The 26347-nt window shown below is 74.6% G+C and carries 20 protein-coding genes; 14 read left to right on the top strand and 6 right to left on the bottom strand.

Annotation, left to right across the window (positions count from 1 at the left end):
• Positions 1 to 73 precede the first annotated feature (73 nt).
• The 6 genes from ACFXAM_RS26295 to ACFXAM_RS26270 all read left to right on the top strand — a co-directional run bounded on the left by ACFXAM_RS26295 (position 74) and on the right by ACFXAM_RS26270 (position 11422).
• Complete coding sequence (locus ACFXAM_RS26295; protein WP_380294720.1) at positions 74 to 496, top strand: nuclear transport factor 2 family protein; 423 nt, start codon at positions 74 to 76, stop codon at positions 494 to 496.
• 365 nt (positions 497 to 861) lie between these two features.
• Complete coding sequence (locus ACFXAM_RS26290) at positions 862 to 4002, top strand: type I polyketide synthase (RefSeq protein ID WP_380294718.1); 3141 nt, start codon at positions 862 to 864, stop codon at positions 4000 to 4002.
• Positions 4003 to 4024: 22 nt separating this feature from the next.
• Positions 4025 to 8080: an SDR family NAD(P)-dependent oxidoreductase gene (locus ACFXAM_RS26285; RefSeq protein WP_380294715.1), complete on the top strand. Its 4056-nt coding sequence runs from the start codon at positions 4025 to 4027 to the stop codon at positions 8078 to 8080.
• A 14-nt stretch (positions 8081 to 8094) separates the two neighbouring features.
• Positions 8095 to 8682 carry a carboxymuconolactone decarboxylase family protein gene (locus ACFXAM_RS26280; RefSeq protein ID WP_380294714.1) on the top strand — a complete coding sequence of 196 codons (588 nt, stop codon included), beginning with the start codon at positions 8095 to 8097 and terminating at the stop codon, positions 8680 to 8682.
• Between the two features lie 7 nt (positions 8683 to 8689).
• Positions 8690 to 10027, top strand: a complete 1338-nt coding sequence (locus tag ACFXAM_RS26275) for a cytochrome P450 (protein WP_380294712.1) — start codon at positions 8690 to 8692, stop codon at positions 10025 to 10027.
• Between the two features lie 78 nt (positions 10028 to 10105).
• Positions 10106 to 11422, top strand: coding sequence for a hypothetical protein (locus ACFXAM_RS26270; protein ID WP_380294710.1), 1317 nt, complete (start codon positions 10106 to 10108; stop codon positions 11420 to 11422).
• Positions 11423 to 11538: 116 nt separating this feature from the next.
• On the opposite strand, the gene ACFXAM_RS26265 is transcribed toward ACFXAM_RS26270, so the two are convergent.
• Positions 11539 to 11961 carry an arsenate reductase ArsC gene (locus tag ACFXAM_RS26265; RefSeq protein WP_380294708.1) on the bottom strand — a complete coding sequence of 141 codons (423 nt, stop codon included), beginning with the start codon at positions 11959 to 11961 and terminating at the stop codon, positions 11539 to 11541.
• A 328-nt stretch (positions 11962 to 12289) separates the two neighbouring features.
• On the opposite strand from ACFXAM_RS26265, the gene ACFXAM_RS26260 reads away from it, so the two are divergent.
• The 4 genes from ACFXAM_RS26260 to ACFXAM_RS26245 all read left to right on the top strand — a co-directional run bounded on the left by ACFXAM_RS26260 (position 12290) and on the right by ACFXAM_RS26245 (position 15607).
• A complete protein-coding gene (locus ACFXAM_RS26260) occupies positions 12290 to 12907 on the top strand; it encodes a class I SAM-dependent methyltransferase (protein WP_380294706.1) in 618 nt (205 codons plus the stop codon).
• A 156-nt stretch (positions 12908 to 13063) separates the two neighbouring features.
• Positions 13064 to 13354 (top strand): ArsR/SmtB family transcription factor, encoded by a 291-nt coding sequence (locus ACFXAM_RS26255; protein ID WP_380294721.1) that lies wholly within the window; start codon positions 13064 to 13066, stop codon positions 13352 to 13354.
• Positions 13351 to 14460, top strand: a complete 1110-nt coding sequence (arsB, locus tag ACFXAM_RS26250) for an ACR3 family arsenite efflux transporter (protein WP_380294704.1) — start codon at positions 13351 to 13353, stop codon at positions 14458 to 14460. The genes ACFXAM_RS26255 and arsB overlap by 4 nt, the downstream gene beginning before the upstream one ends.
• Before the next feature lie 61 nt (positions 14461 to 14521).
• Positions 14522 to 15607: an ArsO family NAD(P)H-dependent flavin-containing monooxygenase gene (locus tag ACFXAM_RS26245; protein WP_380294702.1), complete on the top strand. Its 1086-nt coding sequence runs from the start codon at positions 14522 to 14524 to the stop codon at positions 15605 to 15607.
• A 178-nt stretch (positions 15608 to 15785) separates the two neighbouring features.
• On the opposite strand, the gene ACFXAM_RS26240 is transcribed toward ACFXAM_RS26245, so the two are convergent.
• Positions 15786 to 16151 (bottom strand): metalloregulator ArsR/SmtB family transcription factor, encoded by a 366-nt coding sequence (locus tag ACFXAM_RS26240; RefSeq protein ID WP_380294699.1) that lies wholly within the window; start codon positions 16149 to 16151, stop codon positions 15786 to 15788.
• A gap of 167 nt (positions 16152 to 16318) precedes the next feature.
• Between ACFXAM_RS26240 and ACFXAM_RS26235 the strand changes: the two genes are divergently transcribed.
• Complete coding sequence (locus ACFXAM_RS26235) at positions 16319 to 17707, top strand: NAD(P)-binding domain-containing protein (protein WP_380294697.1); 1389 nt, start codon at positions 16319 to 16321, stop codon at positions 17705 to 17707.
• A gap of 332 nt (positions 17708 to 18039) precedes the next feature.
• Here ACFXAM_RS26235 and ACFXAM_RS26230 read toward each other — a convergent pair whose 3' ends face one another.
• A complete protein-coding gene (locus tag ACFXAM_RS26230) occupies positions 18040 to 18912 on the bottom strand; it encodes a phosphotransferase family protein (RefSeq protein ID WP_380294695.1) in 873 nt (290 codons plus the stop codon).
• Positions 18913 to 19247: 335 nt separating this feature from the next.
• Positions 19248 to 19442: a hypothetical protein gene (locus ACFXAM_RS26225; protein WP_380294693.1), complete on the bottom strand. Its 195-nt coding sequence runs from the start codon at positions 19440 to 19442 to the stop codon at positions 19248 to 19250.
• Between the two features lie 424 nt (positions 19443 to 19866).
• On the opposite strand from ACFXAM_RS26225, the gene ACFXAM_RS26220 reads away from it, so the two are divergent.
• Complete coding sequence (locus ACFXAM_RS26220; protein WP_380294692.1) at positions 19867 to 21252, top strand: alpha/beta hydrolase; 1386 nt, start codon at positions 19867 to 19869, stop codon at positions 21250 to 21252.
• Positions 21253 to 21377: 125 nt separating this feature from the next.
• Here the strand turns inward: ACFXAM_RS26220 and ACFXAM_RS26215 are convergent, their stop codons facing one another.
• Both ACFXAM_RS26215 and ACFXAM_RS26210 read right to left on the bottom strand, forming a co-directional pair.
• A complete protein-coding gene (locus tag ACFXAM_RS26215) occupies positions 21378 to 22565 on the bottom strand; it encodes a serine hydrolase domain-containing protein (RefSeq protein WP_380294690.1) in 1188 nt (395 codons plus the stop codon).
• Between the two features lie 104 nt (positions 22566 to 22669).
• Entirely contained in the window at positions 22670 to 23302 is a 633-nt protein-coding gene (locus ACFXAM_RS26210) for a TetR/AcrR family transcriptional regulator (protein WP_380294688.1), read from the bottom strand.
• Positions 23303 to 23413: 111 nt separating this feature from the next.
• Between ACFXAM_RS26210 and ACFXAM_RS26205 the strand changes: the two genes are divergently transcribed.
• Positions 23414 to 24970: a long-chain fatty acid--CoA ligase gene (locus ACFXAM_RS26205; RefSeq protein WP_380294687.1), complete on the top strand. Its 1557-nt coding sequence runs from the start codon at positions 23414 to 23416 to the stop codon at positions 24968 to 24970.
• Positions 24971 to 25026: 56 nt separating this feature from the next.
• Positions 25027 to 26196, top strand: coding sequence for an acyl-CoA dehydrogenase family protein (locus tag ACFXAM_RS26200; protein WP_380294685.1), 1170 nt, complete (start codon positions 25027 to 25029; stop codon positions 26194 to 26196).
• Positions 26197 to 26347 lie beyond the last annotated feature (151 nt).

The raw sequence follows: 26347 nt of genomic DNA, 5'->3' as shown, positions 1-26347 counted from the left end.
GGACGCACAGGCGCGCCCCGAGCCCCGGCCGGACTCCTCGGAAGCCATCCCGCAGACGGGCAACGGAGGAACCATGAACATCCCCGTAGAACGAGACAAGCTGTTCCGCACCTGGGCGAACGCCGTGTCCGCCGACGACCTCGAAGGGTACCTGGCGTGCTACGCCGACGACCTCCGCGTGGAGGACCTCGCCGTGGAGATGGCGGTGGAGGACAAGCCCGGGCTCCGCAGGGCCGGGGAAACCTGGTTCACCGCGTTCCACGATCACCAACTCACCCTCGACGGCTACCTCGTGGGAGAGAACGGCGCCATCGGCACCCGGTGGACGCTCTCCGCCACGGTAGCCGGGCACTTCCCCGGCCTCACCGAGAACGCCGTGATGGGCCGCCGCTTCACGAAGCACGGGCTGAGCATCTTCACCTTCGCCCCTGACGGGCGCTTCCACACCGAGGTCGCCTACTGGAACCTCGCCACCGTCATCCGGCAGATCACCTGACCGACCGGTAGACGTCCCCCGCAGCGTCCCGGGCCGACCCGGCGAGGGCCGGCCACCGGCCGAACCGGTGCGGGCCGACGCCCCTCCGGGGCCCGCCCGGGTTTCAACGCTTTCACACATCGACCAGCGCGGGAGTCTAGGCCGCCCCGGCAGAATCGTGCATCGTTTCCCATGACGGCGGCTTCACTCCGGAAGCGGTACCGACCCCGACGGGCAACGGTGATCGCCGCTCCTCCCCCGCGGCGGGTCCTGTGTCCCGCCGCTCTCCGGACACGCCGCCGAGGCGCGGGCGCCGGACCTTCCAGCACCTCCATGGCAGGGGATCTGCCGCACCCGCCGCAGCCTCTGCGAAAGGAGCGGTCCTGATGTCCACCGAATCGTCCACGACTGCGGCACCCCGCGAGCAGACGCGGGTCCCGATCGCCGTCCTGGGGATGGACTGCCGGTTCACCGGGCCCGCGACGTCCCCGGAGGGGCTCTGGCGGATGCTGGCGGCGGGCGAGCACTCGGCCACGGCGCTGCCACGGGACCGCGGTTGGAAGATGGACGGGCTCTACGACCCGGACCACACCGTCGAGGGCACCACCTACGTACGGGCGGCGGGCTTCCTCGACGACGTGGCGGGCTTCGACGCCGAGGTGTTCGGGATCGGCCCGCGTGAGGCGTCCGCGATGGACCCGCAGCAGCGGCTGCTGCTGGAGAGCACCTGGCACGCGCTGGAGCGCGCTCGCATCGCCCCGAGGGGCCTGGAGGGCACCCGCACCGGCGTCTACGTGGGGATGAACGACAGCGGCTACAGCCGGCTGACCGGCAACGCCCCGTCCGGACTGGAGAGTTACGTCCTCACGGGTACGCAGGCCAGCGTGGCGTCGGGCCGGATCGCCTACGCCCTGGGGCTGAACGGTCCGGCGCTCACGGTGGACACCGCGTGCTCGTCCTCCCTGGTGGCCCTGCACCTCGCGGTGCGGGCGCTGAGGGCCGGCGAGTGCGACGTGGCGATCGCCGCCGGCGCCACCGTGATCGCCTCGCCCGAGCAGCTGAAGTGGTTCTCCCGGCTGAAGGTGTACGCCGCGGACGGGCGCTGCAAGGCCTTCGCCGCCGAGGCGGACGGGTTCGCCCCGGCCGAGGGCGTCGCCGCGGTGGTGCTGATGCCGTTGGAGCGGGCCCGGGCCGCCGGGTACCCGGTGCTCGCCCTCGTGCGCGGCAGCGCGGTCAACCAGGACGGGGCCAGCGACCGGCTGACGACCCCGAGCGGGCCCGCCCAGCAGGCCGTCATCCGTGCCGCGCTGCGCGACGCCGGTCTGGAACCGGGGGACGTCGGGGTGGTCGAGGCGCACGGCCCGGGGACCCGCGCGGGGGACCCGGTGGAGGCGGCGTCGCTCCAGGCCTGCTACGGCCGCCACCGGACGCCCGAGGATCCGCTGTGGATCGGTTCGGTGAAGACGAACATCGGGCACACCACCGCCGTGGCGGGCCTGGCCGGCGTGGTGAAGATGGTGCTGGCCCTCCAGCACGAGCAGCTGCCCGCAACCCTGCACGCGGAGAACCCCACACCGGCCGTCGACTGGAGCGCGGGTACGGTGCGGCTGCTGCGCGAGCCGCGGCCCTGGCCGCGCGGGCCGCGCCCGCGCCGGGCCGGGGTCCTGGCGTACGGCATCAGCGGCACCAATGCCCACGCGGTGCTGGAGGAGGCGCCGGCCGACCTGCGGACCGCCGCCCCCGGACACCCGTCCGAGGACGACGGGGCCGGGAACGGTCGGGCCTGGAAGGACGGGACCGGGGTCTGGCTGTGGCCGCTGTCCGGGGCCGGCGAGGAGGGCCTGCGGGCTCAGGCCGCCCACCTGGCGCGGCACGTCCGTACCACGCCGACGGTCGACCCCGCCGACGTGGCCTGGTCCCTGGCCACGACACGCAGCGCGCTCCCCTACCGCGCCACCACGGTCGGCGGCGGTGTCGACGCGTTACTGGACGGGCTCGATGCCCTCGCACGGGGCGAGGCGTCCACCACGGTCGTGAGGGGAAGGGCCCTGCCCGGAACGGCCCCCGTCTTCGTCTTCCCCGGGCAGGGCGCCCAGTGGCCGGGCATGGCCGCGGCGCTGGTGGAGGCCTCGCCCGTCTTCGCGTCCGCCCTGCACGCCTGCGGCAAGGCCCTGCGGCCGTGGCTCGACGTCGACATCGAGGACGTCGCCTGCGGATCGCCCGGCGCACCGCCCCTGGAGCGGGCCGAGTACGTCCAGCCCGCCCTGTTCGCCGTGTACGTGGCGCTCGCCGAGCTGTGGCGTGCGCACGGTGTCCGGCCCGCGGCGGTGATCGGGCACAGCCAGGGCGAGATCGCCGCCGCGCACGTCGCCGGGGTGCTGTCCCTGGAGGAGGCGGCCCGCGTCGTCGCGCTGCGCAGCCGGGCCCTTCGGCACGTCACCTCCCGGGGCGGGATGGCCTCGCTGGCCGCTCCCGCCGCAAGGACCGCGCTCCTGATCGCCCCCTGGGCGGGCCGGGTGGAGGTGGCGGTGGAGAACGGCCCGGCGGCGACCGTGGTGGCCGGGGACACCGACGCCCTCGCGGAGGTGCTGGAGTGCTGCGACCGCGAGGGGGTGCGCGCCCGGCGGCTGCCCGTCGACTACGCCTCCCACAGCCCGCACATGGACGCCGTCCGCGAGGAGGTCCTCGCGCTGCTGGAGGACGTGGTGTGCGGGCCCGGCCACACCCCGGTGTTCTCCGCGACCCTGGGGCGCCGCGTCGACCACACCGTGCTGGACGCCGGGTACTGGTACCGCAACCTGCGCGAGACGGTGCGCTTCGACGCGGCCGTGCGGGAGGCGGTGGCCGCCGGGCACCGGCAGTTCGTCGAGGTCTCCCCGCATCCCGTCCTGGCCGCGGCCGTCGCCGACATCCTGGCCGACGCGGGCGTCGAGGGCGCGGCGGTGCCCACCCTGTACCGGGACCAGGGCGGTGCGACGGCCTTCGCCACCGCGCTCGCCCGTGCCAACGCCATTGGCACCCGGGTGGACTGGGGCGCCCTGTACCCCGGGGCGCGCACCGTCGACCTGCCCGTCCACGTCTTCCGGCACCGCCGCCACTGGCTGCCCGCGGAGCCGGCCGGAACCGGCCTGCGGGACGCGGGTCTGGACCCCCTCGGCCACCCGTGGCTCGCCGCGGTGGTCGACCTGCCGGACGGCGGCACCGTGTTCACGGGAAGCCTGTCGCTGTCCGAACACCCCTGGCTCGGCGGCCACGTCGTGCACGGCACGGTCCTGCTGCCCGCCACCGGCATGCTGGAACTGCTGCTCCGGGCGGCCGACCGGCTGGGCTGCGAGCGCCTGGAGGACGTCGTCCTCCAGGCACCCCTCGCACTGCCCTCCAGCGGCGCCGTCGACGTCCGGGTGAGCTGCGTCCCGCAGGCGGCCGACCGCCACGCCCTGACGCTGCACTCCCGTACGGCGCTGGGGCGGTGGACGTGCCACGCCCAGGCCACCGGCGCGGGGGCCGTCGAGACCGAACAAGGATGACGGACCGAGGATGTGAGGACGCATGACGACCTGGCCGCCCGCTTCGGCGGAAGAGGTCTCCGTGGAAGGGCTCTACCAGGACCTTCACGCACGCGGTTACGCCTACGGCCCGGAGTTCCGCCTCCACGGCCTGTGGCGCGACGACGCCGGATTCCACGGCGAGATCGCGCCGAACGGCCATGACGGCACCGACGCGGCCCTGTTCCAGCTCCACCCGGCGCTGATGGACGCGGCCCTGCACCCCGTCCTCCTCGCCCTGCGGCGGACGGAGGCACAGGAGACACAGGACACGCAGAACACGCAGGGGACACAGGAAGCACAGGCGACGCAGGAGGCACAGGAGACGGACGGGGAGCCCCGGACGCTCCTCCCCCACTCCATCGGCTCGGTCCGGCTGTACGCCCGCGGGGCCGGCGCCCTGCGCTCCACCGTGACCGCCACGGCGGGCGGCGGCTTCGACATCCGCGTCACCGACCTCGCCGGTCGGACCGTGGCCGTCGTCCACGACCTCCAGGTGCGGCCCACCACGACCAGGGCCCTGCGTGCGGCGCTCGCCGCCGCCGAGCCCAGCGTCTTCCGGCTCGCCTGGCGGCCGCTGGCCGGGCCCGCCCCGTCGGAGGACGGCTCCCGGTGGGCCGTCGTCGGGCCCGGCCGGGACCTTCCGGGAGCGGCGCGCTTCCCCGACCTCGCCGGTCTGCTGGAGGCGCTGGCTGCCGGGGCGGCCGCGCCCGACGCCGTCCTGCTCGACCGGCGCGCGGCCCCGGACGGCCGCGGCACCGCCGTGCGGGCCGACGACGTCCACCGGCGGCTGTCCGCGCTGCTGGGCGACCTGCAGCGGCATCTGGCGGACCGGCGGCTCCACGGGACACGGCTGGTGGTCCTGGTCCGGGGTGCCCACAGCGTCCGGTTCGGGGATTCCGTGACCGATCTGCCCGCCGCCGCCTGCGCGGGACTGATCCGTACGGCGCAGCGGGAGAACCCGGGCCGGTGCCAGCTGATCGACCTCGACGACGGCCCGGTGCCGATCCCCGCGCTGGCCGCGGGAATCGCCGCCGGCCGCCCGACCGTGGCACTGCGCGGAGGCACCGCCTACGTGCCCCGCCTGGTCCTCCCCGACGACGGCGACCTGATCCCCCTGCCCGCCGACGGCCGGCCCTGGCGGCTGGCCCCCTCGCGCAGCGGCACGCTGGACGGTGTGGCGGCCGTTCCGGCGCCGGACGTCCTCGCGCCGCTGGAGCCCGACCAGCTCCGCGTCCGGGTGCACGCCAGTGGGCTGAACTTCCGCGATCCGATGACCGCGCTCGCCAAGGTGGACGGCACGTCCATCGGGTGCGAGGTCGCCGGGGAGGTGGTGGACGTCGGAGCGCGGGTGTCCGGCGTGCGGATCGGCGACCGGGTCGCGGCCTTCGCCGGCCTCGGCTGCCGGGACGGCCTGCACGCCTCCCTGGCGGTGGTCGACCGCCGCTCGGTGCTGCCGGTGCCCGACCACTGGAGCGACCAGCAGGCCGCCGGGGTCACCGGCGTCTTCGTCACCGCGTACGAGGCACTGGTCGGGCGGGCCGCGGTGCGCAGGGGCGAGAAGGTGCTGATCCACGCCGCCGCCGGCGGATTCGGCATGGCGGCCGTCCAGTTGGCCTCCCATCTGGGCGCCGAGGTCCACGCCACCGCCGGCCGGCCCAAGTGGTCCCTGGTGGAGTCCCTCGGCGTTCCCGCGCACCGGATCGCCGACTCGCGGAGCCTGGACTTCGAGGAGCGGCTGCGCTCGGCGACCGGCGGCACGGGATTCGACGTGGTCGTCGGCAGCCTGGCGGGCGAGTTCGTGGACGCCTCCCTGCGGCTGCTGCGTCCGGGCGGCCGCTACGTGGAGCTGGGCAAGACCGACGTCAGGGAGGCCGAGGCCGTCCGGGCCCGGTACCCGGGGATCGCCTACCACGTCGTCGACCTGCTCAGCGCGCCGCCCGACCGGCTGGAGGAGATCGTCGGGAGGCTGGGCGAGCTGTTCGCCGCCGGGGCCCTGCGACCGCTGCCCACCCGGTCCTGGAACGTCCGCCACGCCCGCCCGGCCATGCGCCACCTCAGCCAGGGCCGCTCCACGGGCAAACTGGTCCTCACCCAGGGGCCCGAGCGGCTGGGCCCCACCGGCACCGTCCTGATCACCGGGGGGACCGGGACGCTCGGCGCGGAACTGGCACGCCACCTGGTCACCACCCACGGGGTGCGCCGTCTGGTCCTCCTCGGCCGCCGTGGTGCCGCGGCCCCGCACGCCCGGCAGCTCGCCGAGGAGCTGTCGGCGCTCGGAGCCGCCGTCGACCTGCCGGCCTGCGACGCGGCCGACCGTTCGGCGCTCGCCGAGGTCCTCGCGGCGGTCCCGGCGGAGCATCCGCTGAGCGCCGTCGTCCACGCGGCGGGCGTCCTCGACGACTGCCTGGTGGCCGACCTGACCCCGGAACGGCTGCGGACCGTGCTGCGTGCCAAGGTCGAGGCCGCCGTCAACCTGCACGAGCTGACCCTCGGCGGCGGCCTGCGGGCCTTCGTGCTCTACTCCTCCATGAGCGGCCTGCTGGGCTATCCGGGCCAGGCCAACTACGCGGCCGCCAACGCCTTCCTCGACGCGCTGGCCCACCACCGGCGTGAGCTGGGACTGCCCGCCACCTCCGTCGACTGGGGTCTGTGGGAGCAGGCCAGCGGCATGACCGCCCATCTGACGCGCACCGATCTGCGCCGGGTCGGGCGCCACGGCCTGCTGCCCCTGTCGACGGCGCGCGCCCTGGCCGGCTTCGACCTGGCGCTGGAGCTGGACGAACCGCAGCTGGCCGTGGCGCCCATGCCGTCCGCCGCCGCGGGGGAGCCGCTCCCCGACCTCTTCACCGACCTGCCGGCGCACCCCTCGCGACGCGGCCCCGCACGGTCCGCGGCCTCCGACGGGGGCGCTGCGGCGGAAGGCGCCCCGGAGGAGAACGCGCGGCTCCTGCGGCTGGAGCCCGAGCGACGCGCCGAGCGGCTCCTCGACCTCGTCCGCGCCCACACGGCGACGGTCCTGGGGCACCCCGGCCCCGAGGCGGTCGACGCCGAAACGCCGTTCCGCGACGCCGGACTCGATTCCCTGGCGTCCACCGAGCTCCGCAACCGGCTCGGCACCGCCCTGGGCGCCCGGCTGACGGCGACGGCCGTGTTCGACCACCCCACCCCCGCCGCGCTGGCCGGCCACCTGGACCGGGTGCTCACGGCGGCCGGCTCCGACCCCGCGCCCACGCCCGCGTCCTCCGGCGGAGGGGTTACCCGGCCGGACGGGGACGACGGCGACCTGGTCACCTCCTTCCTCCAGGCCTGCCGGGCCCGCCAGTACGAGCGGGCCATCCGGCCGGTGGAGCTGCGGGCCCGGCGACGCCCGGTCTTCCGCACCGCCGCCGAGGCTCCGGAGCACCGCCTCCTCCTGCTCACCGACGGTCCGGACCTCCCGGCCGTGGTGTGCGTGCCCGGCATCGGGGCCCCGCCGGACGCCTCCCCCTTCGCCCGGCTGGCCTCCGGATTCACCGGACGGCGCGCCGTCCGGGCGCTGGAGGCCCCGGGCTACCGGGACGGCGAACCGCTGCCGGTCTCCCTCGATCTGCTGCTGGACCTCTGGGCCGAGCAGTTGGCCGCCCCGCCGACCGCCGAGCGCGTCGTCCTGCTCGGCCACTCCTCCGGCGGCTGGTTCGCCCACGCCCTGGCCGAGCGGCTCCGCGGCCGCGACGCACCCGCCGCGGCCCTGGTCCTCCTCGACACGCTCCCCCCGGGCACCCGGTCCCACCCCCTCATCGAGGAGGCCGCGTTCCGCGTCGCCGACCACGCGACCGCCGGCTTCCCCACCGCCGCGGCCCTGACGGCCGGGATCGCCTACCGCGACCTGATCGCGGACCGGTCCCCGGCCGACGGCGTCGCGCCGACGCTGTTCCTCCGCCCCCGGGACAGCTCCATGGGCCTCGTCTGGCCCTTCCCCCACCACGCCGTCGACGTGCCCGGCGATCACTTCTCCGTCCTCGGCCGGCACGCCCGGCCGGCGGCCGCCGCCGTGCAGGCCTGGCTGGACTCCCTGTGAAGGAGCGCACCCCGATGTGCCCGGACGCCACACCCGTACGACGGATCGACCCCCTGCCCGCGGACCGCTGGGACGAGCGGGAGCGCGCCCTCGCCGCTCGCGTCCCCGAGGTCCTCGGCCCCGGGGTGCCCAACGTCGTCGGCACGCTCCTGCACCACCCCGACCTGCTGGAGGCCCTCGCACCGTTCTCGCTCTTCCTGTTGACGCGCGGGCGCCTCCCGCACCGCGAACGGGAACTGCTGATCCTGTACACCGTCTTCCTCGCCGGGGCCCGGTACGAATGGAGCCGCCACGTCCCGCTCGCCCGGAGCGCCGGCCTGCGGAGCACGGAGATCCGGCGCATCCCGCGCGGACCCGGGGACCCGGCGTGGTCCGACCAGGACCGCCACCTGCTCCGGGCCGCGCACGAACTCCACCGCGGCGCCCGCCTGTCCGAGCGCACCTGGCAGGCCCTCGCCGCCCGGTACGACCACGCCGCGATGATCGAGATCACCATGCTGGCCGGCCACTACCGGATGTTCGCCTACCTCCTGAACTCCGCCGGAACGGAACTCGATCCCGGGTTCACGACGGAGGCGATGGAGCCCTCCGAGGGAGAGTGAGGACACCGTGATCACCAGCCCGACGGACACCGTGCGGATCGCACCCCACCGGCTCCCGGTCGTCGGACACGCGCTGCCCCTGGCGCGGGAGACCCTGCCCTTCCTGCGTTCCGTGCACGCGGCGGGGGACCTGGTCCGCGTGGACATCGGACCGCTGCCGGTGTACTTCGTCACCACTCCCGGCCTCTTCCACCAGGTACTGGTGAAGGACGCCCACGCGTTCGCCCGCGGCCGGTTCTTCGCCCGGACCCGCCGCCTCCTGGGGGACGGCCTCGCGACCGCCGACGGGGACGACCACCACCGCCAGCGGCGGCTGATGCAACCGCTCTTCCACCAGAGCCGGATGCCTTTCTACGCCTCGGTCATGGCGCGGCACCTCCAGGCCCTCACCGACTCCTGGCGGCCCGGCCAGGAGGTGCGGGTCGAAGAGGAGATGATGAACATGGCCATCGGGATCATCGCCGACGCGATGGTCTCCTGCGACCTCGGGCCCGAGGCGGCCGCGGAGATCCGGTTCTGCATGCCCGTGCTCGACCGGACCATCGTCACCCGGGCCCTGATGCCGCGGTGGCTCGACAACGTCCCGATCCCGATGAACCGGCGGTTCGACTCCGCGGCGGACCGCATGCGGCGCACCACCGACCGCCTGATCGCCGAGCACCACTCGGCCGACGCCCACGACGATCTGCTGTCGTGGCTGCTGACGGCCCACGACGGCACCACCGGCACGCGCATGAGCGACATCCAGGTCCGCGACGAGATCACCACGATCCTGGGCGCCGGAAGCGTGACGACCGCGCACACCATGGCCTGGGTGTTCCACGAACTGGCCCGGTACCCCGAGGTCGAACGCCGGCTCCACGCGGAGCTCGCCGACGTCCTCGGCGGACGGCCGGCCACGTACGCCGACATCCCGGCCCTGGAGTACACCGGCCGCCTGGTCCAGGAGGTGCAGCGGATGTACTCCCCGCCGCTGGGGACCCGGCGGGCCCTCACGGCGACCGAGATCGACGGCGTGCGGATCCCGCCGGACACCGAAGTGGGATTCAGCCTGTACGCGCTGCACCGCGACCCGCGGGTGTACGCGGAGCCCGACCGCTTCGACCCCGACCGGTGGTTGCCGGAGCGCAGCCGGCGGCTCCCCCGGGGAGCCTTCATCCCCTTCGCCGCCGGCCACCACCGCTGCATCGGCGAATTCTTCGCGAAGACCGAGATGGCCCTGACGGTCGCCCACATCGCCGCGCACTGGCGCCTGCGGCCCGTGGCGGGGCACCGGGTCCGCCCCGTCGCGGCCCTGGTCCCGCGCCCTGACCGACTGCCCATGACCCTGGTGGCCCGCGACTGACGGTCCCGGTCCGCGCAACCGTCGAACGGCCGTCGCCGGCCCGCCCACCGGCTGCCGGGACCGGGTCAGGAGGGACACATGAAGGAGCACCAGCCGAACCCGTCCTTGGCCGCGCTGTTGTCCGAGGCCCGCTGGAGTACCGGGGAACTGGTCCGGGCCGTCACCGAACTGGCCCGCGCACAGGGCCTCGAACTGTCGTACCACCGGACCGCACCCGCCCACTGGCTCACCGGCACCAGACCCAAGGAACCGACGCCCAAGCTCATCGCCGAGGCCTTCAGCCGACGCCTCCGAAGGCCCGTCAGCACGGCCGACACCGGCTTCGGGCAGCCGGGGGCCGCACAGGACGGCGAGCCCTCGGCCACCGGACCGCGGGGCCTGCCCCGCGTCATGGAACTCGCGCGCACCGACCTGCACCCCGAGCACGGCCCGCGCGCACGGGAGCGGATCTACGACTCCACCCGGCTTCCGGCCCGATCCGCCGGGCGCCCGGACGACCGGCGGCCCCTCGCCGTCCACGGGGCGGGCGGCGACCTGGTGGCCCTGTTCAAGGAGCTGCACGTCAGGTACGGCGGGATCAACATCCGCCCGATGCTCGCCGCCTACCTGGCGCACGCGGACCGGACGAACGGCCCCGCCGCCCGGGGACAGCCGGCCGACCAGGCCCGGCTCACCTACCGGATGGGCGCGATGACCGTCGACGCCGGACACCACCACCTCGCCCAGCAGTACCTCCTGTGCGCCCTCGACCTCGCCGCGCGGTGCGGCGACCGGGCCACCTACGCCCTCGCCCTGCGCATCCTGAGCTTCCAGGCGCTGTCGCTCGGCTACACCGCCCGGGCCGTCCAGCTCGCCGACCAGGCCACCGCCGTACGGATCGCCGACGGCCCGCTCCGCGCCCTCCTCCTCGGCCAGCGCGCCCTCTGCCGGTCCGCCACCGCCGAACGGTCCGACGCCGTCGCCGACCTCCTGGCCGCCGAACGCTGCTACGACATCGCGCCCGACGGCGACGACCCCTTCCTGCGGTGCCCCCGCGCCGAGTTCGACTACTGGAGGGGCATGGTGCTGTCCGCCTGCCGGGCGGCTCGACCCGCCACCAGGGCCTTCGAGGAGTCCCTCCGGCAATGGGCCGACAACGAGCACATGGGCCTGGCCATGACGTACTCCGCCATCGCCCGCTCCGCCGTGTCCTCGGGAGCTCCGGACCGGGCGGCGGCCCACTGCGAGGCCTTCCTGGCCCACTACGGGAGCACCGCGTCCGTCTACGCCGACCGCGAGCTCGCCCGGGTGCGGTCCCTGCTCCGGAGCTTCCGGCGCAACCGGGCCGCCGCCGAGGTCCTCGACCGGGCCGACAGCCTCTTCCCGGTCATGGACCCGCCGCCCCGGGCCGCGTGAGCGGCTCCGACGGCCCTCCGGTGAGCACCGACGCCACCGTCCGGCACCGCGGGCACCGCGCGCACCGGCGGACGGGCCGGAACCGGTGATGATCACGTGACACGTCGCCCGTGCGGTCAGCGCTCCAGCTGCGTGGCGTCGATCTCGGCGATCAGGCCCTCGATCAGGGCCCTGATCTCGTCGCGGATCGGGCGCACGGCCTCCACGCCCTGGCCGGCCGGGTCCTCCAGGGGCCAGTCGAGGTACTTCTTGCCGGGGAAGTACGGGCAGGCGTCGCCGCACCCCATGGTGATCACGTAGTCGGATGCCCGGACCGCCTCGGTCGTGAGGACCTTCGGTGCCTGGTCCGAGATGTCGATGCCGACCTCGGCCATGGCCGCGACAGCGGCCGGGTTGACCTGGTCACCCGGCACGGAGCCGGCGGAGCGGACCTCGACGCGGTCGCCCGCGAGGTGGTCGAGGAAGCCGGCGGCCATCTGGGAGCGGCCGGCGTTGTGGACGCAGACGAACAGCACGGAGGCTGCGGGGGAGGTGGTCATCTCGCTCTTCCTCGGAGACGGGAGTGCCGCACGACGCGACGAGGCACGGCCTGACAGAAGTCGTGGTGTCCGCAGACCGTTCGCGCTGCTGGACTCGGCGGTCGGCTTCGCGCAGCCGCCGACACCGGAAAACGTATCACCGCATGATGATGTCAGTCGATGGTGATGCAACTTGGTGCTCTCGTCACAGCCACCGCCCGAACCCGGGCACCGCCCCCCGGGGGGAGGTCCGGCCATGGACTTCGGCGGCCATGACCTGCGCCGACTTCGCCGCCTTAGGATTCGAGACATGGACAGGACCACGCTGCCGCACGAAGAGCCCCTACCGATGACGACGCGGCGAACCCGCTGGCAGGAGGCGGGCCAGAGCGGAAACTTCGGCAAGCGGTTCGCCGAACTCATCGCCGCCGGCGAGGACGTCGACGGCGAGGCCCGGCTCGCCGACACGCTCCTGCCGCGCGGCGCCCGGGTGCTGGACGCGGGCGCCGGCATGGGCCGGGTCACCGCGGCACTCCTGCGGCGCGGGCACGACGTGGTGGCGATCGAGCCCGACGGGGCCCTGGTCCGGCAGGCCCGGGAGACCTACCCGGGGCTGCCGATCGAGGAACGCGACATCCTCGACCTCGGCCCCGACGACGGCCCGTTCGACCTGGTGGTCTGCGTGGGCAACGTGATCGTCTACCTGGCCGAGGGCACGGAGCGCAGGGCCCTGGGCGCGATGCGCGACGTGCTCGGCGAGAACGGCCGGATCCTGGTCGGCTTCCACTTGCAGGACGCGCCACCGAACGCCCGGAACTACACCGCGGCGGAGTTCGAGGCGGACCTGACCGCCGCCGGACTCCGCGTCGACCTGCGGGCGGGCACCTATCAGCTGCACCCCGCGAACGACGCCTACGGCGTCTGGATCCTCAGCCGCGCGCAGGACCGACCCGCCTCCCGGGGCTGACGCCCCTCGGGCGGACACCGTCCCGCCGAAGCGCTCCCCCGCCCCGGGGCGCCCGGCCGGCGGACGCCGCGCCGGGCTTGGAACCGCCCTCGACATCGACTAACGTATCACCACATGGTGATGTCAGCGGAGAGTGATACAAAGAGCCCCGTGGACGTGCTGAAGGCCGTGGCCGACCCGCTGAGGATCCGCATCCTCACGCTGCTCGCCCGCGAGGCCCTGTGCACCAGCCACCTGGTCGAGGAAACCGGCGCCCGGCAGACCAACCTGTCCAACCACCTCAGGATCCTGCGCGAGGCCGGACTGGTCGACACCGAGCCCTGCGGCCGCTTCACCTACTACAAGCTCCGCCCCGACGCCCTGGACGGCCTCGTGGGTTTCCTCGGCGACCTCGCCTCCACCGCCCGCGCCACCGCGTGCGCCGACACGAAAAGGTCCTGCCCGTGACCGCCACCAGGACCACCGCGCCTCCGGACTCCCCCGAGGCCGGGCCGGTCGGCAAGCTCTCCTTCCTGGACCGCTTCCTCGCGGTGTGGATCCTGATCGCGATGGGTCTGGGCATCGGTCTCGGCCGCCTGATCCCCGGCCTGAACGACGTCCTCGCGAAGGTCGAGATCGGGGGCGTCTCCCTGCCGATCGCCGTCGGCCTGCTGGTCATGATGTACCCGGTGCTCGCGAAGGTCCGCTACGACCGGCTGCACACCGTCACCGGCGACCGGAAGCTGATGGCCTCCTCGCTGGTGATCAACTGGCTGCTGGGCCCCGCCGTGATGTTCGCCCTGGCGTGGATCTTCCTGCCCGACCTGCCCGAGTACCGCACCGGCCTGATCATCGTCGGCCTGGCCCGCTGCATCGCCATGGTCATCATCTGGAACGACCTCGCCTGCGGCGACCGCGAGGCCGCCGCCGTCCTGGTCGCCCTCAACTCCGTCTTCCAGGTCGTCGCGTTCGGCCTGCTCGGCTGGTTCTACCTCGACATCCTGCCCGGCTGGCTCGGCCTGGCCCAGGACGACCTGCACTTCTCCGTCGGCAAGATCGTCGTCAACGTCCTGATCTTCCTCGGCATCCCGCTCCTCGCCGGCTTCCTCACCCGCCGCCTCGGCGAGAAGAAGCTCGGCCGCGAGACCTACGAGCAGACGTTCCTGCCGAGGATCGGCCCCTGGGCCCTCTACGGACTGCTGTTCACGATCGTCATCCTCTTCGCCCTCCAGGGGAGGACCATCACCGACCGGCCCGGCGACGTCGCCCGCATCGCCCTGCCGCTGCTGGTCTACTTCGCCGTGATGTGGTTCGGCACCTTCGCCCTCGGCAAGGCCATCGGCCTCGCCTACGACCGCACCGCCACCCTCGCCTTCACCGCCGCCGGCAACAACTTCGAGCTCGCCATCGCCGTCGCCATCGCCACCTTCGGCGTCACCTCCGGCCAGGCCCTGTCCGGAGTCGTCGGCCCCCTCATCGAGGTCCCCGTCCTCATCGGCCTCGTGTACGTCTCCCTCGCCTGGCGGCGGAAGTTCACCACCCGGGCCACCCCGGCCGTGGAGTCCTCGCGGTGACCGGTCCCGGCCACCCGCCCGTGGCGCGCCGCACCTGCCCGCCGGCCGCCGGGCCGGGCCGGTGAACGGCGCCGGCCGGGCCGTCCAGGTCCTCGTGATCGGCGGCGGCCAGGCCGGGCTGGCCGCCGGCTACCACCTGCGGCGCGCCGGACTCGACTTCGCGATCCTCGACACCGCCCCGACGCCGGGCGGCGCCTGGCAGCACTACTGGGAGAGTCTCCGCCTGTTCTCCCCCGCCGCCTACGCCTCACTGCCCGGCCGGCCGATGCCCCACCAGAACGGGCACGACCACCCGGACGCGGCACACGTCGTCGACTACCTCACCGCGTACGAGAAGCGCTACGAGCTGCCCGTCCACCGCCCGGTCCGGGTCCGCGCCGTGGAGGACGCCGGCGACGGCGGTCTGCTGGCCCGCACCGACGACGGCACCTGGCACACCCGGGCGCTGATCAGCGCGACCGGCTCCTGGTCCCGCCCGTTCGTCCCCGCCGTCCCCGGCCGCGAGCTGTTCACCGGCCGGCACCTGCACGCCCGCGACTACCGCCGCGCCGAGGACTTCACCGGGCAGCGGGTCGTCGTGGTCGGCGGCGGCAACTCCGGCGCCCAGATCGCGGCCGACCTGCTCGGCAGCGCCGCGGCCGTGCGCTGGGTCACCCGCCGCCCGGCCCGTCTGCTCCCCGACGAGATCGACGGCCGCGCCCTGTTCGAGATCGCCACCGGCCGCGTCCGGGACGGCGGCCCGCGCATCGCCGACCTCGGCGACATCGTCGCCGTCGAACCCGTCCGCCGGGCCCGCGCCGCCGCGCTGCTCCCCGACCACCGCATGTTCACCGCCCTCACCCCGACGGGCCTTCTCCACCCCGACGGCACCGCGTGGCCCGCGGACGCCGTCATCTGGTGCACCGGATTCCGCCCCGCCCTCCACCACCTGACCCCGCTCGGCCTGCGCACGGGCGAGCGCGGCCGCATCGCCACCGACGGCACCCGAGCCGTCACCGACCCGCGCGTCCACCTGCTCGGCTACGGCGACTGGACCGGCCCCGCCTCCGCCACCCTCATCGGCGTCGGCCGCACCGCCCGCACCGCCGTGGCGCAGATCGGCGAGACCCTGGACGCGCCCCCGGCCCCGAACCGTTTCCCCACGTAGGAGCCGCCGGTCACGCCTGCAGTCCGGGTGCGCGCAGATCTCCTCCAGCGCCCTGGGGACCATCCCGGCCCCCGGGCCATCCGATTGGCGAGCAGCGCCGCGACGTCGCGGCCCGGTCAGCCGACGACCGGGCCGCGGCGCTCGGCCCGCCCCCTTCCGCACCCGCGGAGCGGACGGGTCAGCCCGCTGCGGCGGAGAGCATGCCGGCCATCGCGGCCAGGACCCCGGGCTCGACCCGGTAGTAGACCCAGGTGCCCCGCCGCTCGCTGGTCAGCAGTCCGGCCTCGCGCAGCTTCTTGAGGTGGTGCGAGACGGTGGGCTGCGAGACGCCGACGTCCTGGATGTCGCACACGCACGCCTCGCCGCCCTCGTGCGCCGCGACCCGGGAGAACAGCCGCAGTCGCACCGGATCGGCGAGCGCCTTGAACATCACGGCCATCCGGGCGGCGTCGGCCTCCGACAGACCGGCCGAGGTGAGCGGAGGGCAGCAGGGCGCGGTGGCCTGGACCGGCTCCGCGAGGGGAAGCGTCTGCGCGTTCGACATGCGTCAATATTGACATGCGTTGAATCAAGGAGGAAGGCCGGTCCGTCCACACCCCGCAACCGCAACCCCTGCTTCGATGAACGCCTATGTTGACGCCCATCAAAGCAAGTGCCATGCTGGCGACACGACCAGGACATCGACAAACGTCGAAACAAAGGAGAACCCACGTGAACGCCTCCGCAGCCGGGCAGCCCCTCCCCGTCGTCGTGGTCGGAGCCGGCCCGGTCGGCCTGGCCGCCGCCGCCCACCTGCTGGAGCGCGGCATCGAGCCGCTCGTCCTGGAGGCGGGCCCGTCGGCCGCCACGGCGGTGCGTGGCTGGGCACATGTGCGGCTGTTCTCGCCGTGGGCGGAGGTCGTCGACCCGGCCGCCGAGAAGCTTCTCGCGCCGACGGGGTGGATCCGCCCCGACGGCGCCGCCTACCCGTCCGGCGGGGACTGGGCGGAGCGGTACCTCCAGCCGCTCGCCGACGTGCTCGGCGGGCGCGTCCGCTACGACGCCCGGGTGAGCGGCCTCGCCCGCGCCGGGCGGGATCGGATCGTCGACGCCGGCCGCGAGGAGCAGCCCTTCACCGTCCACGTCGAGCACGCCGACGGCAGCGAGGAGCGTCTGCTCGCCCGGGCGGTGGTGGACGCCTCCGGCACCTGGGCCACCCCGAACCCGCTCGGCGCGAACGGCCTGCCCGCCCTCGGTGAGCGCGCGGCCGGCGGCCGCCTCTCCCACCGCATCCCCGACCTGCGCGATCCCGCCGTACGGGAGCGCTTCGCGGGCAGGCGGACCGCCGTGGTCGGCACCGGCGCCTCCGCGTTCACCGCCCTCGCCCAGCTCGCCGACCTGGCGCGGGAGGAGGCCGGCACGCATGCCGTGTGGGTGCTGCGGCGCGGCATCACCGGCTCCACCTACGGCGGCGGGGCGGCCGACCAGCTGCCCGCCCGCGGCGCGCTCGGCCTGCGGGCCGAGAAGGCCGTCGCCGACGGGCACGCCTCCGCCCTCACCGGCTTCCGCACCGCCGCCGTCGAGACGGCCGGCGAGCGGCTGGTCCTGGTCGCCGAGGACGGCCGCCGCAGCGAGCCCGTCGACCAGGTCGTCGTCCTCACCGGCCTGCGCCCCGACCTCTCCTTCCTCTCCGAGATCCGCCTCGGCCTCGACGAGCGCCTCCAGGCCCCGACCGCCCTCGCCCCGCTGATCGACCCCAACCAGCACTCCTGCGGCACCGTCCACCCGCACGGCGCCGCCGAGCTCGCCCACCCGGAGAAGGACGTCTACCTCGTCGGTATGAAGAGCTACGGCCGCGCCCCGACGTTCCTCGCCATGACCGGCTACGAGCAGGTCCGCTCCGTCGCCGCCGCCCTCGCCGGGGACCACGAGGCCGCCGCCCGCGTCGAACTCACCCTCCCCGAGACCGGGGTGTGCGGCGGCGCCGGACTCTTCGACGAGCCCGAGGCCGCCCGGGGCGAGGGCGGCTGCTGCTCGACGGCGCCGGCCGAGCCGCAGCTGATCACCCTGAGCACCACTGCGCCCGGATCCTCCTGCTCCACCACCGGCGGCGGGTGCTGACCACTCCCGTGAGCACCGTCCGGACCAGCGGGGCCGCGATGACCGGCGGATCCCTCACCGGCGCCGTCACCCGGCCGGCCCCACCGCCCTGACCCACCGGCACCACCCCGACCACATCCGCGCTCCGACCCCGTCGGCGAGCCCAGCCCGCTCCCGGCCCTTCCTCCTGCTGTCCGCGGTGTCCACCCTGACGACCTTCCCGGCCCGGTGGGATCACCCGCGGAGCGCGGGGTCCCACGACAAACGGAGATCAGCCGTCTCCCGGGGCCGGGACCGCCGCACAGGAAGTCGGATGGGCCGACTTCTCGTGCGGCGCGGTCGGACCGTCACGCTCAGCGGTAGGCGGCGAGGCCGTCGGCGAGTTCCTCGTCGTCCCCGTCGTGGAGGGCTGCGAGGGCCTGTTGCAGCGCGAAGGTGCCGCGGATCGCGGCGATGCGGGCCATGAGGTCGTCGGATCCCTTGAGCCCTCGCCCGTCCGGCGCGGCACCCAGGGCGAGCACCTGCGCCAGGAACCCGGCGCCGTGGCTCGCGCCGACGGCCGCGAAGTCCTCGGCGGGGTCGCCGAGTTCGGCGCCGTCCCAGTCGATCACCCCGGCCAGGAGCGGCAGGCCGTCCGCCCACTCCCACAGGACGTTCTCCGCGCCGAGGTCCCCGTGCACGACGGCTCCGGTCAGGCGAGGGAGGCCGTCGACCGCCGCCAGTTCCCGTTCGGCGCGTCGGCGCCCGAGGCCGGACATGAGCGGGAAGAGGCCGGCGCGCACGTCCACGGCGAAGCGCCGCCACCGGTCCGCGCGGGCCCGGGGCAGCGCGGTCCGGGCCGGCCCCTCGGCGCCGGCCCGGGCCAGCGCCTCCAGCAGCGCCGCGTACTGCGCCGCGACCACCGCGGCCACCCGGGCGTCGTCGAGCACGCCGTCCGGGAGCGGCTCGCCGGGAACACGGGTGAGGACCAGGTACGGCGTCTCGGCCCCACCCAGCGCCAGCGGTCGGGGCGTGCGCACACCGAGGCCGAGCCCGGCGAGCGCGCGCAGCACGGCCGCGCCACCGGACAGCCGGGCGGCCGCAGCCGGGGTGCGGGGCAGGCGCACGACCCGCTCCGAGCCGATGACCACGGTGTGGAACTGGCCTTGCCGCACCGGGAGACCGTCCGGCTCGTCGCAGGGCAGCAGCCGACTCAGCAGGGCGCCGTGGGTCGTGCGGACGTCCATCAGAGCGCCTCCGGATCCTCGCCGATCTGCCGCCGCCGCCTGCCGAGGGTCCCGCCCGGGCGGCGGGGCCCAGCGTCCGACGCTACTTCAGACGGCGGCCGCCGTAGCACTCGCCGCCCAAGGCGTCGAACACTCACGTGCCCGCTGCCGGGGATCGCCCTCGTCGTCCCACTGGAGCAGGAGCACCAGCGGGACGGTGGCTCGGTACGCGCCAGCGCGGCGCCGGCTGCTCGGACTGCGGCGAGGGCTGCCCGCGACGGGATGCGCGCAGACGGCGGGCGTGAGCGTCGTGGGCGGCCGCTTCCTCGGCGACCTGGCGACGAAGCCCGCGGCGGTCAACTCCGCTGCAGCGGCCGCACCGTGGCGATCTGTCCGGCGCATCTCATGGTGGCCAGGCCCACGCCGCACACCGGCACCGGCAAGGAGGATGAGCGGCGCAGGAAGGCGCCGATCATGAGGGTGACGACGGCGGTGGCTCCGGCCTCCGCGGCGAGCACCGCCGCGGCGTTCCAGGTCGGCGCGGGCGCCACGGCCGTGTACGCGATGGGGGTGTGGCGCGCGATCCCCCCCCGGACGAGGCCCCCGGACGAGGCCGCCGGGCGCAGTACTGGCCGGCGATCCGGCCGCCTGGGCGGCGATGCAGGGGAGGACGGCTCGCCCGGGAAGGCCCCGAGGAGCCAGATGGCCACGGTGACGCCGGGGTTCAGGTGTCCGCCGTGCTCTGAGCTCTGCTCTGACCCACAGAAGCGCGAACCCCCGAAGGCTCGGAGGGCATGGCGGCATGCCAGGGGTCACGGGCAGAGCGGTCCCGCCCGCCCCTGCGGGACCGGCCGGGTTCGGTCGGGTGGTTCCCGGGCGAGTCCCGTCGTGGACGCGGGTCGCCGAGGTGTCCCGGGGCGCACGCTGCTTGCGTGACCGCGTCGGCAGGAGCGCGGCGCCACCGGGAGGACGCACATGACACGCACGCGCGGCCGCGCCGCCGCTCTGGCCGGTGCCGCCGCGGTGCTCGCCGCCACCACCCTCGCCGCCCCGGCCGCAGCGGCCGAAGCGGCCGGGGCCGGCGGCGGGATCACGGGACAGGCGCCGTGCCCGGAGGCACCCGAGTTCCTCTGCGGGACCCTCACCGTCCCCCTCGACCACAGCGGCGCCACCCCCGGCACCCTCGACCTGCGGGTGGCCGTCACCGGCACCACCGCGGCGCCCAGGGGCGACCTGCTGTTCCTCACCGGTGGCCCCGGCCAGCCCGGCGTCCCGGCGATGAGGCGGACGGCAGGCAGCCTGGAGCCCGTCCTCAAGGACTACCGCCTGGTGATGTTCGACCAGCGCGGCACCGGCCAGGGCGCTCTCCGGTGCCCCGGTCTCCAGGAGGACATGGGCTCCTCCGACCTCGCCGTCCCGCGCCGGCAGTCCGTCACCGACTGCGCCGCCGCCCTCGGCCCCGACGCCCGCCACCACAGCACCGCCGACACCGTCGCCGACATCGAGCTGCTGCGCCGCGCCCTCGGTGCCCGGCGCCTGACCCTGGACGGCGTCTCCTACGGCACCTTCACCGCCCAGCGCTACGCACTCGCCCACCCCACCCGCGTGGCCCGGCTGGTCCTCGACTCGGTGACGCCACGACGGGGCATGGACCCCCTCGACCTGACCGCACTGCCCGCCACCGCCCGGATCCTGCGCACGGCCTGCCGCGCCACCGGCTGCACCACCGACCCGGCCGCCGACCTCGCCGCCACCGTCCGCCGCTACGGCAACGGCGCCCGGATCCTCAGCGCGCTCACCGGCTACGAGTTCGTCGACCCCGACTACGGCGGCGTCCCGGAGATCCTGCACGAGGCCGCCGCCGGGCGGCCCGCGCAGCTCCAGGACTTCTTCGACCTCGTCCACCGGGAGGTCGACACGGCCACGGCCGAGGAACTCAGCCAGGGCCTGCACTCCGCCACCGTCTGCGCCGACTCGCACTTCCCCTGGGGCACCACCGACACCCCCGTCGAAGGCCGCGCCGCCGCACTGGAGCACACCCGCGAGCACCTCACCCCCGAACAGACCTGGCCCTACGACCCGCGGACCGCGACCGGCCTCGGCAGCCTCCTGGTCTGCCTCGACTGGCCGCGCCGGCCGGTCCCGCCGACGCCGCCGGACCACCTCGGGCTGCCCGACGTGCCGGTCCTGCTGCTCGGCGGCGACCGCGACCTCGCCACGCCCTACGAACTGATGGACGAGTACACCGGGTTCGCGCACCACCCGCGGAAAGTGATCGTCCCCGGGGCCGCCCACTCGGTGCAGAACCGGGCCGAGAACCCGGCCGGACGCCAGGCCGTCCACGCCTTCCTGCTGCAATAGCGCAAGCCCGCGACGGGGAGCCGCGACGGCCCCAGGGTTCCGCACGACCGCCGCCGAGATGTCCCGTGGACACGCTCCGACATTTGCAGAGCCTTGACCAGCGGGAACGGAGAGGAGCAGCCGGCCTAGGTGTTCAGGTGGTTCCCGATCGTCAGGAAGGCCTGGACGAGGGGGACCTGGGGGACGGCGGGCGAGACGATCTGCGAGGCGTAGTGGACGACGACCAGGTCCAGCGCGGGGCAGATGAAGAGCCGCTGGCCGTGGATGCCGCTCGCCATGAACGAGCCGTACGGGTCGTTGGGGATCCACCACAGGTCGTGGTACGAGAGGGTGGCCGGCGCGTCGGCGGGTGCGGCGGGGAAGCGGACGTGGCGGGGGTAGCCGTCGGGGACGCCCGAGACGATGGTCGAGGCGACGGCCTCGGGGATCACCTGCCGGTCGCCGACGGCTCCGCCGCAACGGATCATCTCGCCGAGCCTGGCGACGTCGCGCGCGGTGGCGCTGAACCCGCCGCAGGCGGCCTCGGTCCCCTCGGCGTCGACGCTGTAGTAGGCGTCCTCCTGCGCGCCGATCCGGGACCAGACCGTGTCGGACAGGTGCGCCGAGGTGGTGACGCCGGTGACGCGGCGCAGGACTTCGGCGAGGGCCTCGACGTTGCCGTTCTCGTAGCGGAACTCGACGCCGGGCGCGCCGGTGGACCGGGCCGTCGCGAGGTGCTCGCGGATGGTGGCGGGCCCGCTGTAACCGAAGGGCCGCAACTGCGGCGCCAGGACGGCGAAGTAGCGCTGGGCCTCCAGCGCCTTGTCGTAGCGGCGGCCGGCGTAGCTCATCCGGGTGCCCATGTGGAGGAGGTGGTCGACGGTGGCCTCGCCGAAGGCGGTGCCCGCGAGTTCGGGGACGTACGTCACCACCTCGGCGTCGCGGTCGAGGTGTCCTTCGTGGATGAGGGCGGCCGCGAGCAGGCCCAGGTAGGACTTGGCGGCGGAGGCGTTGAAGTGGGGCTCGTGGGGCCGGCAGCCGTGCAGGTACTGCTCGTGGACGAGCCTGCCCCGGTGCAGGACGAGCAGGGCGTCGGTCTCGGCCTCGGCGAGCAGCTGATCGAGGCCGAGCGTGCGGCCGCCGGGGCCGGTGAAGGAAAGGCCGTCGAGGGCCCCGGGCGGGGCGGCGGGCAGGTCCCGGGGGCCGTCGCCGCCTCGCCAGACGGCGCGGCTCGGAACGGTCTCCCGGCCCGAGGTGGTGTGGCGGCGGGCCCAGGCCGGATCGGTGAATCCGCGGGCCCACGTCAGGTCGGACAGGGGCGGCATGGTGGTCATGCGGCACCTCCACTCGCTCAGGCGTGGCTTCCAGAGGCCGTTACCGTACATTGTGTTCGGTAAATCGACCAGAGCCTCCCGGAGCGGGGAGCGCGGACGAGCGGCTACGGCGTCAGGTCCAGGGCTCCCGGGGCGTCCGAGGGGGCCAGTCCGGTGGCCCACACCCGGCCGTAGACGGACAGGTCCCGCAGGTGGGCGGTGATCTCGGCGGCGCTGTAGCCGGTGTCGCCCTCCACCCACCAGGACAGCAGGCCGACGAGTTCGCCGGTCCAGGCCCGCGCGACGAGGTCGAGCGGGATCCGCGGCGTCGCCCCGAGCTGCGCGGCCCGGTCGCGGAACGCGGCCTCGGCGCGGGCGCGGATCAGCTCGGTGAACTCCCGCAGGGCCCGCCCGTCGCCCTCCCCCCGCAGGATCACCCGGTAGACCGGCCGTTCCTGCTCGGCGTGCTCGAAGATGTACTTCACCGGCAGCCCGGTGAAGCCCTGGGCGTGCGCCTGGCGCACCGCCGGCAGCAGGCGCTCGCGGTCCTCGGCGAGGTCGCGGACGATGCCGACGAGCAGGTCCTCCTTGTCGCGGCAGTGCGCGTAGAAGGTGGCGCGGCCGACGTCCGCGCGCTCGGTGATGTCCTCGACCGTGATCGCCTGGAACCCCTTCTCCAGGGTGAGCTCCACCAGGGCCCGGCGCAGCGCGGCGCGCGTGCGGCGGACGCGGCGGTCTCCTGCGGGCTTCGTTTCCACGTTGTCTTCCTTCTGCTCCGGACCGTTGACCTGACCCTAACGCTGCCCTTAGGTTGCCGGACACCAAACTACTTTCCGAACTAAGTGTTCGGAATCTCTGTGGAGGTGCCCATGAACCTCGGGCGGTACGTGCGCCGGACGGCCGGCCATCACCCGGACGCGGAGGCCCTGGTCTGCGGCCCGGTCCGGTTGACCTACGCGGAACTCGACGACCGGAGCGACCGGCTGGCGACCGCGCTGCGCGCGATGGGGCTGGACCGGGGCGACCGGGTCGCGACGCTCGCGGCCAACCGCGCCGAACTGGTCGTCACCGAAGTGGCGCTGTACAAGGCGGGGCTGGCCCGCGTCCCCGTCAACGCCCGTCTGGGCGAGGCCGAGGTGGCGCACCTGCTGCGCGAGTCCGAGGCACGGGTCCTGCTGACCGACGCCGGCCACCTGGACACCGTCCGCGCGGCGCTTCCCGGGACGAACGTGAAGACGGTCGTGTGCTACGACGGCCCCGGGGAGCTCGGCCCGGGCTACCCGCAGACGCTGGCCGACACCGCCCCCGAGGCCGTCGACGTCGAGTGCGACGAGCGGGACACCGCCGTGCTCCACTTCACCTCCGGCTCCACCGGCCGGCTGAAGGCCGCGGTCCAGACCTACGGCAACCGGCTGGCCCTGCTGCGCAAGTCGGTGATGAACGCGGACACCCGGGTCGGCCCGGGAGAGAGCCAGATCCTCGCCGGCCCCGTGACCCACGCCTCCGGCATGCCCCTGATGGGCGTCTTCTTCGCCGGGGGCCGCGCGATCGTCCTGCCGCGCTGGGACGCCGAGGAGTTCCTCGCGACCGTCCAGCGGGAGCGCGCCACCCACGCCTTCGTCGTACCGACCATGGTCAACACGGTGCTGGCGCTTCCCCACGCCCGCGACTACGACCTCTCCAGCCTGCGCCAGCTGGTCTACGGCGCCGCGCCGATGTCCCCGGCCCGCATCCGCGCCGCCTGGGAGCTGTTCGGTCCCGTGCTCTCCCAGGGGTACGGGTGCGGGGAGACCACCTCCGGCGTCCTGTTCCTGTCCACCGAGGACCACCGGCGGGCGATCGAGGGCGAGGACGAGGAACTGCTGCTGTCCTGCGGGCGCCCGCTCGCCGAGGCGGACGTGCGGATCGTCGACGAGACCGGTGCCCGGGTGCCGGACGGCGCGATCGGCGAGATCGCCGTCCGCGGCCCCGACGTCGTCCCGGGCTACCACAACGAGCCCGCGCTGACCGCCGAGTCCTTCCGCGACGGCTGGTTCCTCACCGGGGACCTCGCCCGTCGCCGGCCGGACGGCTACGTCTTCATCGTCGACCGCCGCAAGGACATGATCATCTCCGGCGGGTTCAACATCTACGCCGTGGAGGTGGAAGCCGTCCTCCACCAGCACCCGGACGTCCACGAGGCCGCCGTCGTCGGCGTCCCCGACGAGCAGTGGGGCGAGGCCGTCAAGGCGGTCGTCGTCCTGCGCGACGGCGCCGAACTCACCGAGGAGCGGCTCATCGCGTTCTGCTCCGAGCGCCTCGCCCGGATGAAGAAGCCCCGCTCCGTCGACTTCGTCACCGCCCTGCCGCACAACCCCAACGGCAAGATCGACCGCCGCGCGATCCGCGAGCCGTACTGGGCGGGCGCCGAGCGCCGCGTCCACTGACCCGCCTGCTGCGACGGCACCAGCAGCAGGAAAGCACCAGGAACAGGAACCGCCCCATGCCCTACACCCTCACCCCCTCCTACGACGACAACCCCCGCCTCCAGGACCTGGTCGTGCGGCTGCGCGGCTACCTCGCGGACGAGCTGATCCCCTTCGAGCGCGAGCACGGCATCACCCCGGAGAGCAGGCTCGACCGCGCCACCCTCGAACGCGTCTGGAAGCGCAGCACCGAACTCGGCTTCTACGGCATCAGCCTGCCGCCGGAACTCGGCGGCCAGGGCCTGACCTTCACCGAACTGTGCGCCCTGAAGGAGGAGCTGACCGCCTCCGGGGCCGCCCTGTCGCACTCCGTCCTCGGCGACCTGGGCGGGCCGCTGCGGGTGGGCGCGATCGTCAAGTACGCCACCGAGTACCAGCTGGAGCGCTACCTCCTGCCGGTGATCCGCGGCGAACGCGCCTGCTGCTTCTCCCTCACCGAACAGGACGCCGGCTCCGACGTCCGGCGCATGAGCACCACCGCCACCCCCGACGGCGACGGCTACCTCCTCAACGGGCACAAGGTCTTCAGCTCCGCCGCGCCCTTCGCCGACTTCGCGATCGTCGTCGCCCGGATGGCCGGCACCGACGAGGCCTACAGCGCCTTCCTGGTCGACCTCGACACCCCCGGCTGCCGGGTCCTGGACGGCGAGGTCCCGATGTCCGGCCAGCAGATGGAGGGCGACCTGCTCCTGGAGGACTGCCGCGTCCCGGCCGCCAACCTGCTCGGCGAGATCGGCGAGGGCCTGCGCATCGGCATCGGCCGGGTCACCCTCAACCGGCTGCTCCACTGCCCTTCGCTGATCGGCGCCGCCCGGCGCGCCTGGGACCTCTCGGTGGCCCACTCCAAGAGCCGGATCGCGTTCGGCCGGCCGCTGCTCGGGCTCCAGGCCATCCAGCACAAGATCGCCGAGATGGCCACCGACGTCTACGCGGCCCGCTCCATGGTGACGGCCACCGCCGCCCGGGCCGACAGCGGCGCGAACATCGCGGTGGAGGCCAACATGTGCAAGCTGTTCACCTCCGAGGCGTGCTTCCGGGTGGCGGACCAGGCCGTCCAGATCCACGGCAAGGACGGCCTGACCCGCGGCCACGAGGTCGAGCAGATCTTCCGCACCCTGCGGATGTTCCGGATCGTCACCGGGACCACCGAGATCCACAAGAACGCCATCGTCAAGGCCCTCGTCTGACCCACCCCGCCGGCCCCGCCGACCCCGCCGACCGGGCGACCGGGCGACCGGGCGACCGGGCGACCCGCACCGCGCCCGCCGCCCGGGAGCGCGGCCCGTACGCCTGGCCGCCGTCCGTCCCGGCCGCGGTCGCACCGCGGCACCGCGGCCC

This window comes from Kitasatospora sp. NPDC059462 (assembly GCF_042749955.1).
GTDB lineage: Bacteria > Actinomycetota > Actinomycetes > Streptomycetales > Streptomycetaceae > Kitasatospora.
Note: the sequence above shows the minus strand (reverse complement) of the source record. Positions and strands in the feature narration are given on the sequence as shown.

Bases quoted from the DNA above. Each gene is read 5' to 3' on its own strand.
- ACFXAM_RS26215 (WP_380294690.1), bottom strand. From the start codon at position 22,565: ATGACCACCATGCCGCCCCTGTCCGACCTGACGTGGGCCCGCGGATTC.
- ACFXAM_RS26230 (WP_380294695.1), bottom strand. From the start codon at position 18,912: ATGGACGTCCGCACGACCCACGGCGCCCTGCTGAGTCGGCTGCTGCCC.
- ACFXAM_RS26240 (WP_380294699.1), bottom strand. From the start codon at position 16,151: ATGTCGAACGCGCAGACGCTTCCCCTCGCGGAGCCGGTCCAGGCCACC.
- ACFXAM_RS26200 (WP_380294685.1), top strand. From the start codon at position 25,027: ATGCCCTACACCCTCACCCCCTCCTACGACGACAACCCCCGCCTCCAG.
- ACFXAM_RS26285 (WP_380294715.1), top strand. From the start codon at position 4,025: ATGACGACCTGGCCGCCCGCTTCGGCGGAAGAGGTCTCCGTGGAAGGG.
- ACFXAM_RS26220 (WP_380294692.1), top strand. From the start codon at position 19,867: ATGACACGCACGCGCGGCCGCGCCGCCGCTCTGGCCGGTGCCGCCGCG.
- ACFXAM_RS26290 (WP_380294718.1), top strand. From the start codon at position 862: ATGTCCACCGAATCGTCCACGACTGCGGCACCCCGCGAGCAGACGCGG.
- ACFXAM_RS26205 (WP_380294687.1), top strand. From the start codon at position 23,414: ATGAACCTCGGGCGGTACGTGCGCCGGACGGCCGGCCATCACCCGGAC.
- ACFXAM_RS26270 (WP_380294710.1), top strand. From the start codon at position 10,106: ATGAAGGAGCACCAGCCGAACCCGTCCTTGGCCGCGCTGTTGTCCGAG.
- ACFXAM_RS26295 (WP_380294720.1), top strand. From the start codon at position 74: ATGAACATCCCCGTAGAACGAGACAAGCTGTTCCGCACCTGGGCGAAC.
- ACFXAM_RS26265 (WP_380294708.1), bottom strand. From the start codon at position 11,961: ATGACCACCTCCCCCGCAGCCTCCGTGCTGTTCGTCTGCGTCCACAAC.
- ACFXAM_RS26280 (WP_380294714.1), top strand. From the start codon at position 8,095: ATGTGCCCGGACGCCACACCCGTACGACGGATCGACCCCCTGCCCGCG.
- ACFXAM_RS26260 (WP_380294706.1), top strand. From the start codon at position 12,290: ATGACGACGCGGCGAACCCGCTGGCAGGAGGCGGGCCAGAGCGGAAAC.